Raw genomic sequence first — 13,854 nt, forward strand, 5'->3', positions numbered from 1 at the left:
ACCATGGCTAACGCAAAACAGGGCTTCGCCTTTTATCGAAACGATACTGATAGGTATCAGGACATCAAGATTAAACGCCTGAAGAAGGAATTTAAATGCGATGGAGTATGTGTTTACGATCACATTTTGAACGAGCTGTACCGCGTCAAAGGTTATTATCTTGAATGGGATGCTAATGTGGCTTTCGACATTGCAGAATACTGGGATTTACAGGAACAGCGTGTGCTCGATATTGTAAATTACTGCTGCTTAATTAAGCTTTTCGACAATTCATTATTGACTAAGTTTGGTATCATAACGTCAAAATCTATTCAAAGTAGATTTAAAAATATGTGCCAGATTTCAAAACGAAGCGATAATATTATTCAGGAAGAATACCGATTAATTCCAGAAGAATCTGACATTATTCCGGAAGAATGCATAGATGTTACAGGAAGTTTGCCGCAGAGAAGAGAAGAGAAGAGAATAAAAAAGAATAAAAAAGAAGAGAGAGTAAAGAACTCTCCCTCTCTCTCTGTTTTTGATGAGGTTTTAGGGTTGTTTAAATTGTTAAGCTCAGACCGTAACTGGACTAATGAATTTTGTACTGAAAAAACCAACAAGTTTATTGATGAGTATGAAAATAACTGGCCAAAAAATCTGACCTCGAAAATCAAATATTGGATTTCAATAGAAAAAAATAACGGATCAGCAGGCAGCACGAAACCTGCATCAAATTCTCGCGCATGGCCCGATTACTACGATGCAGATCTTGACAGGAAATTATCCCCTTCTGATCATCAGCAATACGGCAAACACTTGATCAATAACCATGGTTACAAAACTGAAAAAGATGATCATGGAAAGTTTGTTCGCTATTTCAAGCCAGAACCTGCTCAAACTGAACCGAAGCCGATCGAAAGCATAACCCAGCAGCTCGCTAACAAGTTCGGTAACGCTGTTGCTCAAAAAGTAAAATTACCCAATCAACAATTCCCAGACTTAACGATTCCCAAAAATGATCCATGAGTAATCCAAAAGAACCCAAACGCCGGGCCAAAAGGAAACCAGGTTACGAAATACCTGCAAAGTATCCCATGCAATATCACAAAAATCCCAAAGGATGGAAGCTTAAAAAAGAAATTGAATGAAACGAGCATTAGCAAAAGCCATCATCGATGATTGCCGGAAGCGTGGTTATGTGGAGCATCAGGGAGTGTTATATCCACCCGGCCAAGCCGCAACACTTTCCATTTTGGAAACAACTCAAAAGCGAAAGCCAAGAACTACTCACACCAAAACAGGCTGGATTGATGATACCCGCAACATAGCAAACAAAGAAAAACAAACCGATGTATTCATCAAGCTCATCAAGCAAGAACTTAACCTCGATGTCTGGCCGGAGTTCTACTTCAGCACTGAACGCGAATACCGGTTTGATTATGCTGTTCCAATTATGTCGAATTCGACACATTTAAAAATTGCCATCGAAGTAAACGGTGGCATATGGGCCAAAGGAAACAGCGGTCACAGTTCAGGTACCGGTATCAAGCGTGACATGGAAAAATCTAACCTTGCCCAGGCTAACGGATGGAAACTGATATCTGTCGAACCAAACGAATTAACGACCCTCAAAACACTTGACCTGATAAAAAAATTATGCTCACTGTAAAACTTGGACTCGAAAAAGAACGGTCATGCGACGGCAAAGACCAGTATGAAAGCAAAGCTGAAGCTTCACAAGCTGCCGCCAGGTTATGCATGAAAGGAAATACGCGAATCGAAATGGTTGGCTATCAGTGCATCTTCTGCTCCAAGTTTCACATTGGTCATGCCTCCATGGTTAAAACAATCAAGAACCCAAACAAACTTAAAGTTGAAAAGGTCAATCTCGATTACAAACAATATGCCGGTGCTCATCCAAGGTTGAAAACCGGATACTGTATCATCAGGCAATTTTATTTTTAATTTTTATTACTATTGGTAATTAAAGTTATAATTTTACTTTTTGTATATTGCACCGTCCGCACTATTAAAAAATGGCCAATCTCCGAACTAAGAACAATAAAAAAGCTTTACAAGCCGCTTTTCTTTTGCAGCTTGAGGCCACAGGCAATATCACGATGTCTTGCAAGAAATCGAAAGTGCCGAGGCGAACTATTTATGACTGGCTCGAAAAAGATGTTGCTTTCAAAGAGGCTTATGATAAGTCTGTTCAAATCGGGATTGACATGCTTGAGGATGAGGCTCAGCGCCGGGCCTATCACGGCACCACCAAGCCTATTTTTCAAAATGGAAAGCTGGTTGGTAAGGTTCAGGAATTTTCAGATACATTGCTGATATTCTTGCTTAAGGGCAAGAAACCAGAGGTTTACAAAGATAGAACTGAGCACTCTGGCACCATTGACGGAAGCACCACCATAAGGATTGGATATGGTACCAAAGAAGAAGACTAAGGTCGTTGATATTGATTTTAATCCTAACCTGTTCAACAACGTTTATTGGCACCTGCTTAGGGCATTTGATAATTTGTTGATTCGCTACATCTGGTTATATGGCGGCTCATCCGCAAGTAAAACCTATTCGGTAGTACAGCTGCAGATCGTTAAAATGCTTTCCGGGGAAAATGAAAATGCTTTGGTACTACGCAAGTTTGCTGTCGACATCAAGGACAGTATCTTTGCAGATTTCGAGAGTATAATTGCAGATTGGGGCATTAAGCACCTTTTCATTATTCAGCAGAATTTTATCAAATGCATTGTTACCGGCTCATACGTCCGGTTCCGAGGACTTGATGATAGTGAAAAAATCAAGGGTATTTCAAGGTTCAAACGAGTGATTATGGAAGAAGTAAGTCAGTTCGACGAGATTGACCTAAAGCAGATCAGGAAACGTCTTCGTGGTAAGGTTGGCCAGCAAATCATCTGTATTTTCAACCCAATCAGTGAAGAACATTGGATCAAGGAAAAAATTTTCGATGTTGAAAATCTGATTGAGCAAGATAGCGATATCTCTGGAATGTGGGTAAATGAAAAGGGTAACCTGGTAGTTATGAAAACGAACTACCTCGATAACTGCTTCATTGTTGGCCGATGGGCCGTGAACGAAGCAGGAGAATTGGTTCAAATTGGTGGTTTCGTGGATCAGCATGTAATAGATGATTTTGAGCATGACAAAATACGTGACAACAATTATTACCAGATTTACGGCTTAGGCAACTGGGGTAAACTTCGAGTTGGCGGTGAGTTCTGGAAAGACTTCAACCCCAACACACATATCGTTAATGCCGTTTGGGATGAAGATCATCCTTTACACATTAGCTGGGACGAAAACGTTAACCCTTACCTGACATGTCTCATATGGCAGATCATTCATGAAAAGCAGTCGGATAACTCTGTTTTAAAACGAATTATTCAAATTGATGAGATATGTCTTCCTGACCCGAGAAACCGGGTTAGTCATGTGAGCGCTGAATTTATTAAGCGATATCCGCAACAACGCGTTAAAGGTCTTTTTGTGTACGGAGACCGCACATCAATCAAAGAAGATACGAAATTGGAAAAGGGAGAGAACTTTTTCACCAAAATTATACAAAACTTACAAAATTATTCTCCAACTTTACGTATGCAATCCGTTAACCCCTCTATTGTTCAGAGCGGGGGATTCATAAACGAAATTTATGCGGGTAATATTCCGGGCCTTTCGATTGAAATAGGCACAAAATGTAACAAGTCGATTTATGATTACCAGTACGCGCTTGAGGATAGTGATGGTACGCTTAAGAAATCTAAAAAGACAAATCCGGTTACCAAAGTGCAATATGAAGAGTTTGGACACCCAAGTGATGCTAAGCGATATTTGATTACAGTTGCATTTGCAAATGAATACCAGGAGTATCTAAGAGGTGGCAAGAAAGTCAAGGTTGTAAGCGGCCGGGCAATAAGTAAAAACAGCTATTGATTATTACCATTGGTAATTAAATTAATAATATGAGTTATCTAATTTTACCAGATTATCGGAAACAAATCCAAAGTTTGAATCTTGCTCAAGTAACGGGGAGCGATGATAGTATCCTTTATGAATGGCAGCAAACGGCCCAGGAGAAATGTATATCATACCTCGTGCAGAAATATGATACATCTTCCGAATTTACTGATACGATGATTTGGGACATCAGCCGAATTTACAATGCCGGAGATCGTGTTTATCTTGATGCCCCCGGTTTCCTGCAATCAACTAACTATTCTGCCGGCGACTTAGCAACTTATAACGGTAATCTATACAGCGCAAATGCTACCACTACAGGAGTTTTCGATCCTTCAAAATGGATATTGATCGGGAGGCAATACGACAAGTATTTCGGCGCCTTACCAAAACCGATGTTCAACATCAATACGTTTTACAACACGGATGATCAGGTTTACTGGAAGGGAAAAACTTATACTGCAGTGTCATCAAGTTCATATCCTGATAGGATTCAATACAGCCAGCAGTCAAGCATCCCTCCTATCAACTATTTTCCTGACTACCTGGTTAACGGCCAGCCAAATTCACAATGGGGAACAGGTTCGTCATTCAGCATCCCTGCCGGTACGGAAATCTCCAATGCCTTGTGGACAAAAGGCGATAACAGATCGCAACAAATGGTTCAAACCTGCATCGATATCGTACTTTTCTATGTTCATCAACGCATTAGCCCCAATAACATTCCTGAATTAAGGGTGTTTAATTACAATATGGCGATCCAATGGCTGAAGGATGCTGCTGTCGGCAACGTAACGCCTAACTTGCCGGTTAAACAGCCTAACCAGGGCCACAGAATACGCTTCGGCGGCAATACCAAACTAAATAACAGTTATTGAAATGGCAAAAACCAAACATTCAAATTTGCCGGTAGTAACTACGCCAACTAATGGGCTCGCAGTTTCAAATACAGGATTGCAGGGTCAGCGTAATCTTCCCGATAATGTCAAGAAAAATTTAACTTCCTTCATAGCTCCGGTACAGCTTACCCGTATCAAACAAGATGTTAGGTCGTGGCGTGAGGCAATTGCTGAGGCTGAATTTGCATACTACCCTCAAAGGGTAAAAATGCAGAGGTTGTTTTTGGATACCGCTCTGAACGGGCATGTTAAGGCATGTGTAAGAAAACGCCGCAGGCTTACTACGCAAAGGCAGTTTGGTTTCTTCGGTGACGACGGTGAAGAAATTGTTGATATCACTAATCTATTTAAAAAACGTTGGTTTACTAAATTCATGATTTATTCGATAGATGCCGAAGATTATGGCTACAGTCTCATAGCGCTTGGCAATGTCGTTAATGACGAATTTCCGGAGTTGAACCTGGTTAAACGTTGGAATGTAAGCCCAGATCGTTTTAACGTAACTTCATACATCTATGCCAATCAAGGTAAAGATTTCAGGGATAATGACGTTGCCGATTGGCATGTCTATGTTGATACCACCAGCGATGATGGTGCAAGCCCTTGTGGTTATGGCCTGTTTTACACCATAGGCCTTTATGAAATATTCCTGCGAAATATACTCGGTTTCAATGGAGATTTCGTAGAGCGTTATTCAATGCCATATGTATGGGCCAAAACCAATAAAACCGATGAAGATGAGCGCGGCCAGTTAGAGCAAGATCTTCGTAACATGGGCAGCAATGGCTATGCGATTACCGATCCTACTGATGATATATCTTTTCTGGAAGCTGCACTGGCAGGTACAGGATGGAACGGTTATGATAATCTTGAAAAGAGGTGTGAGGCCAAGATCAGTAAACTTATGCTTGGTCATGCAGATGCTTTAGATAGTACACCCGGCAAACTTGGAGCTACGCAGGGAGATCAAACTCCCGCCAGCCTTGCATTGAGTGAAACCCAAAGTGAAGATGGTACCCGTATCGAAGAGATTGTCAATAATCAGCTAATCCCAAAAATGAGGAACCTTGGTTTCATCATTCCGGAGGGTACATGGAAATTTAAGAATGACGATGAAGTTAACGAAACCAGAAACCGGGAAGATACCAGCAACAAAGCAACCGCAGACATCGCCCAAGTAATGAAAAACGCTGGGCTGCAAATGGATGCTGCTTATTTCGAGAAACGAACTGGAATACCGACAACCATTATCCCAACTCCGGCGCCGCAGGCTTTACCAGGTAATGAAGATGATAAAAAGGAGCCTGCATCTGCTGAAAAAGTGAGTGATAAGATAAAAAATAAACTTAAAAAACTTTATAGCTAAACATGCAGTACTCTGACCAACAAATAGAGGATCTGCTTAAAGGCATCCATGATGGCACAATTACAGACCGTAATTTACCTAAAGACCTGTATTTAGCTATTGCTGATTATTTAAAGACCGCTCTATATGAAGGTTTCGGTGGAGACTTAGCCGATTTTGAAGGTGAAGTTTTGGACACATTGCTCGATCTTAGGGAAAACATATACTTGTTTTCCGGCGCGAAAACATTTCAGTTTGTTAAAGAAGCCGGCGAGTTGCTTACCGATGAAAATGGCAAGTTGAAGCCGCTCAGTCAATATAAAGCCGAAGCACAGGCTGTTTACGGGAAATACAATGAAGATTGGCTTGCAGCTGAACATAAAACTACCGTTGGCCAGGCACAGCAAGCGCAGCGGTGGCAGGATATTGAGGCCAACAAGGATATATTGCCGATGCTAAAATTCAGCACCAACGGTAAGCCTTGTCCAATATGTAACCCTTTCGATGGCCTTACCGCGCCAGTTGGCGATAAGATATGGAAAATAGCCAGCCCCCTGCTTCACTTTGGTTGCTTTTGCATTTTGGAAAGCTATGACAGTAGCGAGCCTGCGAGTGATGAGACATTTCTTAAACAATTACAACCTAATATGGACAAGATACCAGATTTATTCAGGAATAACCCCGGTCAAACTGGCGAAGTTTTCAATAAGCATCATCCTTACTTCGATGTACCTAAAGAGGATAAAAAGTTTGCTAAAAACAATTTCAATTTACCAATACCAGATAAAGATGTGCAACTGTAAACCAAATATGACTAATGAAGAGCGGTACTTCCAACAAGTAGTTATCGAACTTCCGGATAGCCAAAAAGACAAGACTCGCCGGATAGCTGATGGCTTATCACCATGTGTCTGTCTTGATCCGTGTATTGTCGATGAAATACAAACTCTTTGGGATTTAGGAATACAAACAACCGGGTGTTGTTGCGGGCATAATAATCCCGAGTGGTTCCCATTTGTGAACGTAAACGATGACAGTATTGAGGCAATGCTCGATCTGGGATATATACAAAAACATTCGGATACTAAAAGAAAAGATACTTTTTTATTAAAATCAGCATGAGCGAAAAAAAGAAAGGCCCTTACAAGCAAACCGGTAATATCGCCGTTGATATGGTTGCCGCTTGCATTAACCATTACGAGAAACAAGGCCGCAAGGTAGCTTATATCCGTTTGGATTTTATCCACTGGACCATGTTCAAAGGATATGTGCTTGAGCAGATACCAGCCTACGACTTAAGTAATGGTGAAATCGAGTTTGATGATGTGATCGTCACTCAAGGAAGTTCTCTGCAGGTTAAGCCACTATACCACGAATTAGTCGCAGATGGAAAACCTAAAGTGTATTTAATGAATTAATTGTACATTCGTGGCATGACAAAAATAAGAATAACAGAAAATCCAAATACAGGCGCAATACGCTTTTCATTTAACTTAAATGAAGATGATATGTCCGTTGTTCCTGAACAGGATGCTGTTATTGTTCAGATGCCTAAGCGAAAAGAAGATGAGCAAATTCAACTTTCAGCAGGTGATCAAGAACATCAAAGCAATCAAGCGGGACCTACCCAGGCTGATTGCAAATGATGCTCAAAACTATTTTTTAAAATCGTTTCGCCAACAAGGCTGGAATGGAACACCATGGAAGGAAGTTCAGAGGCGAATAAAGGATACACCGGAATACAAGTATCCAAAGTTTAAAGGGCTGAGTCGAAGAACTAAACCCATTTTGCAGGGCAAAACAGGATTTTTAAGACGAGAAGTTTCAAATCTTGCCGGCCGTGCCAGAATTACCTATTCAGCGTATAATTTTACTGTAACGCTGAAGATGAATGAAAATATTGTTCCTTATGCTAAATACGTCAACTATGGTAACGAAAAGATGGTATCCCGGAGATACATGGGCGATAGTCCGGAGTTAAGAGCTATATTAAGACGAAGAATTGATAATTATTTAAAACAAGCTTTTACATCAGCAGCATAATGTCTGGAATAAAATCACCGATAACGGATGTACTTGCAAAGTTAACTACAATGCAAGTGATCAACATGGACAATCAGTCAACATCATTGTTTGCCCGGGTATGGAACGACCAGTTCAATAAGTTTGATTCTGGAGATCACGAAGCTTTCCCTTTACCCGCTGCTTTTGTTGAGGTTATTAACCCATCAGAGTATAATCGCATAGGATGTGGATTTGATGTGAGCGATATAGTTTTCAGGATTCATATTGGACACTGGCTTGCAGATTCAGCTGATGGCACCTTTGGGCAGGACTTAGGTATTTTTGATTTGCGAGACAATATTGTATCTTTATTATCAAACTTTGAACCTACAGGTTGCGGTGCACTTGTGCATGTAACAGATCAACAAAATTACAATCACAAAAGTGTATATGTCTATGAGATTGATTTTAAATGTCACTTTATAGACAGTAAAGGCAGCCCTTATGATCCGGTAAGTGGTAAGTATATTGATAGTACCCCTCCTACTGATCTGGAAATTGACGTTGAAAAAGTTAATAACATACCAGGCTTTTCTATTCTGGGCATAGGCGAATATAGAATACCAAAAATTTAATTATGGCAAGGACAGTAGATACGATTCAGGCAGCTATCATTACAGATGTGCAGGCAGATCCTATACTTAATGGTTCATCATCCACCCCCCCATTTACGCTAAGCACATCTAAACGTGCTGTATGGCGTTTATGGACAAGAATATTCGCAACAGCCTGTTTTATATTAGAAAGTATTATTGATGTATTCAAAGATAATGTTGAAACTACGGCGGCCAAGGCTGCAGCTGCTTCGAGATTGTGGGTTCAGGACAAAATGTTTAAGTTTCAATATGATGCTACGGTACCGCAAATTATTCAATATATTGATAATGTTGCTACTTATAATCCTGTTGATACTACCAAACGTATCATTACCAGGTGTTCTGTTAAAACTGATTTGTCAAACAATGTTCTAATCAAATTGGCTCAATTAGAGCCGCCTCAAGCATTAGACTCAAGTATGATAGCATCTGCCCAAGGCTATATCAATACTATTGGAACTGCTGGTATTGATTACCGGGTAACTTCTGGTGACCCAGATCGTCTGTATATCGATGCAGATATTTATTACAATGGTCAATATGCAGCTACAATACTACAGAGTCTTACTAACGCCCTAAACTCATATCTATCTACTCAGGAATCAAACGAGGCTTATCATATAGCTTTTGGAGGTGCTGTGTTAATGAGTGATATAGAATTGGTGCTAAAAAATGTGGTTGGCGTAAATGATGTTGTTTTGAATAACGTTAAAGCAAGGCCAAATTCATCAGCTTTCGCAGATAGCATTTCTTTGGTACTTAATAATCAATTGGTATCAAGGCTTTGGAATACTACTACTGGTTATATAATTCTGGAAGATACTGCCGGCGAGACATTAAGCGATAGCCTTAATCTGATAGTTCAATAATGAGCAATACTATTTACGATATCAATACGGATCAACAGGTAATTGAATTATTACCACCCGACAAGCGATACCCTCAAACGGTTCATTGGGTACAGAATTTGCTTAAGTCAACCGTTCAGTTTTTACGAGACAATTTGCTTGATGGCTATCGAAATGGTTCGACAGCCCCCTTGTATGCTGCTGGAACTTACGGATATGGGTCTTATGTGCAATATCAAAAAGGCGTATATGTTTCATTGATCGGGAATAACAACGACCTTCCCACGGTTTCAGCATCTTGGTATAAGGTTCAAGATAACTTTATCGGTCTTAACGAACGACTTTCATACAATGGACAAAAGATAGTGCTCGAATATGCTCTAAATAGATGGTTTAATACCACTTTCCGGCAACCAGGTACGGGGCTTAGTGATATCTATCTTACTACAAACCCGCAACCAGTTTCACCATTTGTTGTTGGATATACTCCAGAGAATTCTTCTGTGATTTATAAAGACAGGTCAAACGAGTTTGTGGTTAACGAATATGATTTTGGGGTTATTCCTAATCTCACCATTAACCTGCAGGTTGATTTTTACAATTCATTAGCCAACAATGATGCCAACCGGGATGGAGTGGTAAGGTCCTTTGCGGATCAATACGTAACAGCCGGCATAACTTATAATATAGAAACATACTCATGAGAAAGTTAGATACCTCGCCAATCTCAACAACTAATGCCATGCCAGTAAAGGCAGGCACTTTAGAACATATTCAATTTGCTTATCAGGAAGCTATAGGCGAGTTGGGCAAAAGCCTCTTCGGAAATTATTATGACCCTACCAAAGTTTATATTCTTAATGGTCTTGTTAACTCTGGAAGCGGAAGTAGTTACAATATATCAGCAGGATCTGTTTTTTATAATGGAGAGATATTTCTTGTTGATGCCGCTGTATTTTCGATATCTGGTTCCAATGTTGCCCGGGGAATTATTGTTACTTCATTTTACTCCGGCCAACAGGCAGATGGTGTCGAGTTTACTGATGGAATAACCAGAAACGTACACCAGATCAGGAAAGTTGTAATGGGTGCCGGGCTTGCCGGCAGCGGCATTGGAGATTACAACAACATGGTCGATCTAAAATATAGGCCTCAAGGTGGGATTGGTCAGTTTATTGAGTGGATGATGCCGCCGATAAATGGAGTGAGCAATCAAAACACACTACTGCCATCTTATTTCGATACTACCACAGGTGAAGGGATTCATCCATTAACGATAGGCTGGAATATTGATCCCGACGGTGGACTTTTCATAGTTGGTTTCAAAAAGGACGATCCTGATTTCGGCTCTATCGGAGGCACAGGAGGTAGCAACGAGGTTACTCTAACAGCCGGACAGATACCTGAATTTGGATTAACAATTCAAACAGTTAATTACGCGGACATAGGAGGAGCAGGTATTAGAGTTGTTGGTAATGCTGGGACGAGTCCCGGCAATGACCTAAACCTAACAATCAATGTCGGCGGAGGCGGCTCTCATGAAAATAAACCAGAGTATAAAGTTAGATTAAGGATTTACAGAACATTCTAATATGGGAAAATCTATAGCACTCGAAAGAAAGGTAACTGCTTATCCTGATCCAAAGTATCACAGACTACTAATGGCATCAAGTAAAATTGATGGTGTCAGCGTTAGTGAGCTTGTAGGCAAAGCAATTAAGAGCTTTTTCGATGGTATGCCAGAAAGGGATATCGAGGAACTGATGAGCAAATCAAAAAATTTGTAAAAAATATTACTATTGGTAATTAAAGTAATTATATTTGTTATGCGGGATGGAGCAGATGGCAGCTCTTCGGGCTCATAACCCGAAGGTCGCAGGTTCGAGTCCTGCTCCCACAACAACATCAAATAGGACATATCAAGACTGATGGTTAGCGCCAGATACAGGAACGGTATCAAGCTGATTAAGCCCCGGTGTAAATTGCCGGGGCTATGTTAAAGAGTATGTGAACCGGCCACTATAACATTACGGACAGTAGCGATAAGCGAAAACAGTTAACCAGTATTACATTGTGAAATGTGATGCTGGGAGGGCTGCCAAACAAAATGTCTTCTTAAATTCATCGGTTTATAATTGGTTAAAAGTCCCGGAAGCGCCCGTTTACCGGGCTTTTTTAATTAATTTACAATGAGATATTTAACAGATGGTAAAAGACACCTAATATGCATCCCATATTCTATATCTGGATTGCATTTAATGGCCAGCATGCTAAATATAAATTCATGCTTTTATAGTTTCAAGAACAGAAAAACTGGCAACATACATCCACATTATGATATTCCTGCTAAGCGCAAAAAGGAAATAGAATTGCAATGCGATATGGTAAGTTCGAAAGAAATTTCATTAACAATTAAGAAGTATGTCGACTCAATTTACAACAAAAATGTATGAATTAGACTATGGAAGATGGTACGAAAATGGGCACCATAGAATAATAGCCATTCTTACAGGCTTGACAATTCAGGAGATAGTTTCTGCATCTCCTAAAAAGGATATGTGGAATGGACAGGTTTATGTTAAGGTTTTTAGAAAACTGGGGTTTAATGTCAATCCTAAGTTTAAAAAGTTTGATCCTAATACGCAATATCCATGCATGATGCGATGTGTCAGAAATGACATCAAAGAGCCATATTGGTATTCGTGGGTTTATTACGATGGCTTTGTGTATGAAGGTAACAACTGCGGGTGGAGCTTTGATGAGTTTTTAAGGTTTATGCCAAACTTTAGAGTAACCAGTATGCTTCAGGTCTGGGTATAACGTTTTTATAGCATCAGTAGGCCTGTTATTTCTCATCTTTTTTCAAATAAATTTCACGGAGCCTTTTTTAAGCAAAAACTAAATGTAACGTACATCAAGGTCTATGTTTTAAATACACTATACTTTTATATCAATGGAATGGAAATATACCGTTGACCCTACTGCGGAAACGCCTGTCATGTTATTAAATAATGATATTGGCGTTGATCCTACTACTTTAAATGGGATTGATGGTTCTCTTTTTCAGGCAGAGTTAATGGCCTTAGATGCCATGAAGCCGCGTTCAATAGAAGTTTGGATAAATTCTGCTGGCGGTAATGTTGATGATGGTTACAATATCAATTCAGCAATACTACTAAGTAAAACACCAGTCGATACTGTTTGTCTTGGAATGGCTGCCAGCATAGCCGGTGTGATATTTCAGGCAGGGCGCAAAAGGATCATGATGGACTATAGCTGGTTAATGTACCACAATCCACATGGGGGAGATGATCAGAAGTTACTTAATATCATGAAAGGCTCTATAGCCAAAATGATAGCCAGAAGTGGAAAGCCAGAAGCGGAAATTCTGACAATGATGAAGAAAGAGACATTCATCTACGCAGATGAAGCTCTTCAATATGGTTTGTGTGATGAGGTAAGGAAAAGTGCTGATCACAATAAAAAAAGATTGACCATGCTGGGTGAACCAGGTGAGGTTTCAAACTTTCACAAACAAGCTAACGCAGTATTAAACAAATTACTTGAAAAGCCTAAAAATAAAATTATGATCAAGGTTGCAAATAAATTGGGACTGAATCAGGATGCCAGCGAAGATAGCATCTTATCTGCTATCGCTGATATTCAGAACAAAGCCAAATCGGATCTGGAAGCGGCTGAAGACAGAGTCAAGGCGAAGCAAAAGGAGCTTGACGATGCTAAAGACGAAATGGAGAAACTCAAAAAAGAGAAAAACTCCATGAAAGAAGAAAAGGACAAAATCCAAAAAGAAAAGGATTCTGTGGAAGCCGCAAAGAATGCGCTGCAAAAGGAAAAAGAGGAAGCTGAAGACGCTATGTTAACTGAAAAGTGCAAAAACATGGTTGAAGGTTTCGCAAAAGCCGGTCGTATCAAAAACGATGAAAAAACAATTAGTTTTTACACTGAACTTGCTAAAGCAGAAGGTGGTTTTGATATCGTGAAAGATCAACTTGAGGCTCTTCCTTTAAATAAAATTGCCCCGGTCATCAATCTGGGCAAAGATGAAAAGCCCAAATACACCTTCGCTGGCCAGATGGGCGTAATCGCAAACAAATTAGAAACCCAAAAAAATAAATAAT

Annotated in this window: 20 protein-coding genes and 1 tRNA gene; all 21 read left to right on the plus strand. The window is 40.0% G+C overall.

All coding sequences use genetic code 11. The features are described from left to right. The first annotated feature begins 3 nt into the window (after positions 1–3). The 21 genes from J3L18_RS15060 (at position 4) to J3L18_RS15160 (ending at position 13,853) form a co-directional block, all read left to right on the plus strand. A complete protein-coding gene (locus J3L18_RS15060) occupies positions 4–1,008 on the plus strand; it encodes a DUF4373 domain-containing protein (protein ID WP_129571110.1) in 1,005 nt (334 codons plus the stop codon). Continuing rightward, a complete protein-coding gene (locus tag J3L18_RS15065) occupies positions 1,005–1,130 on the plus strand; it encodes a hypothetical protein (protein WP_262511180.1) in 126 nt (41 codons plus the stop codon). Before J3L18_RS15060 ends, J3L18_RS15065 begins: the two co-directional genes overlap by 4 nt. Then, positions 1,127–1,651: a PDDEXK family nuclease gene (locus J3L18_RS15070; RefSeq protein WP_129571109.1), complete on the plus strand. Its 525-nt coding sequence runs from the start codon at positions 1,127–1,129 to the stop codon at positions 1,649–1,651. Before J3L18_RS15065 ends, J3L18_RS15070 begins: the two co-directional genes overlap by 4 nt. Beyond that, positions 1,639–1,947, plus strand: coding sequence for a hypothetical protein (locus J3L18_RS15075; RefSeq protein ID WP_129571108.1), 309 nt, complete (start codon positions 1,639–1,641; stop codon positions 1,945–1,947). The genes J3L18_RS15070 and J3L18_RS15075 overlap by 13 nt, the downstream gene beginning before the upstream one ends. A 71-nt stretch (positions 1,948–2,018) precedes the next feature. Next, entirely contained in the window at positions 2,019–2,435 is a 417-nt protein-coding gene (locus tag J3L18_RS15080; protein ID WP_129571107.1) for a terminase, read from the plus strand. Then, the gene (locus tag J3L18_RS15085; RefSeq protein ID WP_129571106.1) at positions 2,413–3,939 is read left to right on the plus strand and encodes a PBSX family phage terminase large subunit; all 1,527 of its coding nucleotides are present in this window, start codon (positions 2,413–2,415) and stop codon (positions 3,937–3,939) included. Before J3L18_RS15080 ends, J3L18_RS15085 begins: the two co-directional genes overlap by 23 nt. A gap of 29 nt (positions 3,940–3,968) precedes the next feature. Then, on the plus strand, positions 3,969–4,841 hold the full coding sequence (locus J3L18_RS15090; protein WP_129571105.1) for a hypothetical protein: 873 nt from the start codon (positions 3,969–3,971) through the stop codon (positions 4,839–4,841). Position 4,842: 1 nt separating this feature from the next. After that, entirely contained in the window at positions 4,843–6,228 is a 1,386-nt protein-coding gene (locus J3L18_RS15095; RefSeq protein WP_129571104.1) for a phage portal protein family protein, read from the plus strand. A 2-nt stretch (positions 6,229–6,230) separates the two neighbouring features. Then, complete coding sequence (locus J3L18_RS15100) at positions 6,231–7,010, plus strand: putative phage head morphogenesis protein (protein ID WP_129571103.1); 780 nt, start codon at positions 6,231–6,233, stop codon at positions 7,008–7,010. Positions 7,011–7,017: 7 nt separating this feature from the next. Continuing rightward, complete coding sequence (locus J3L18_RS15105; protein ID WP_129571102.1) at positions 7,018–7,329, plus strand: hypothetical protein; 312 nt, start codon at positions 7,018–7,020, stop codon at positions 7,327–7,329. Next, on the plus strand, positions 7,326–7,625 hold the full coding sequence (locus J3L18_RS15110; protein ID WP_129571101.1) for a hypothetical protein: 300 nt from the start codon (positions 7,326–7,328) through the stop codon (positions 7,623–7,625). Before J3L18_RS15105 ends, J3L18_RS15110 begins: the two co-directional genes overlap by 4 nt. Before the next feature lie 15 nt (positions 7,626–7,640). Beyond that, entirely contained in the window at positions 7,641–7,853 is a 213-nt protein-coding gene (locus tag J3L18_RS15115; protein WP_189549406.1) for a hypothetical protein, read from the plus strand. After that, positions 7,798–8,250, plus strand: a complete 453-nt coding sequence (locus J3L18_RS15120) for a phage virion morphogenesis protein (RefSeq protein ID WP_189549404.1) — start codon at positions 7,798–7,800, stop codon at positions 8,248–8,250. Before J3L18_RS15115 ends, J3L18_RS15120 begins: the two co-directional genes overlap by 56 nt. After that, the gene (locus J3L18_RS15125; RefSeq protein WP_129571099.1) at positions 8,250–8,846 is read left to right on the plus strand and encodes a hypothetical protein; all 597 of its coding nucleotides are present in this window, start codon (positions 8,250–8,252) and stop codon (positions 8,844–8,846) included. Before J3L18_RS15120 ends, J3L18_RS15125 begins: the two co-directional genes overlap by 1 nt. Before the next feature lie 2 nt (positions 8,847–8,848). Next, on the plus strand, positions 8,849–9,736 hold the full coding sequence (locus J3L18_RS15130; protein ID WP_129571098.1) for a hypothetical protein: 888 nt from the start codon (positions 8,849–8,851) through the stop codon (positions 9,734–9,736). Further along, on the plus strand, positions 9,736–10,419 hold the full coding sequence (locus J3L18_RS15135) for a hypothetical protein (protein ID WP_129571097.1): 684 nt from the start codon (positions 9,736–9,738) through the stop codon (positions 10,417–10,419). The genes J3L18_RS15130 and J3L18_RS15135 overlap by 1 nt, the downstream gene beginning before the upstream one ends. Then, the gene (locus J3L18_RS15140) at positions 10,416–11,306 is read left to right on the plus strand and encodes a hypothetical protein (RefSeq protein WP_129571096.1); all 891 of its coding nucleotides are present in this window, start codon (positions 10,416–10,418) and stop codon (positions 11,304–11,306) included. Before J3L18_RS15135 ends, J3L18_RS15140 begins: the two co-directional genes overlap by 4 nt. Before the next feature lies 1 nt (position 11,307). After that, positions 11,308–11,502 carry a hypothetical protein gene (locus J3L18_RS15145; RefSeq protein WP_129571095.1) on the plus strand — a complete coding sequence of 65 codons (195 nt, stop codon included), beginning with the start codon at positions 11,308–11,310 and terminating at the stop codon, positions 11,500–11,502. A 40-nt stretch (positions 11,503–11,542) separates the two neighbouring features. Then, positions 11,543–11,615, plus strand: a tRNA-Met gene (locus J3L18_RS15150). 545 nt (positions 11,616–12,160) lie between these two features. Beyond that, positions 12,161–12,535 carry a hypothetical protein gene (locus J3L18_RS15155; RefSeq protein WP_129571094.1) on the plus strand — a complete coding sequence of 125 codons (375 nt, stop codon included), beginning with the start codon at positions 12,161–12,163 and terminating at the stop codon, positions 12,533–12,535. A 133-nt stretch (positions 12,536–12,668) separates the two neighbouring features. Then, the gene (locus J3L18_RS15160) at positions 12,669–13,853 is read left to right on the plus strand and encodes a Clp protease ClpP (RefSeq protein WP_129571093.1); all 1,185 of its coding nucleotides are present in this window, start codon (positions 12,669–12,671) and stop codon (positions 13,851–13,853) included. Position 13,854: the final 1 nt, after the last annotated feature.

Origin of the sequence: Mucilaginibacter gossypii (genome assembly GCF_017569325.2) — a bacterium.
Lineage (GTDB): Bacteria > Bacteroidota > Bacteroidia > Sphingobacteriales > Sphingobacteriaceae > Mucilaginibacter > Mucilaginibacter gossypii.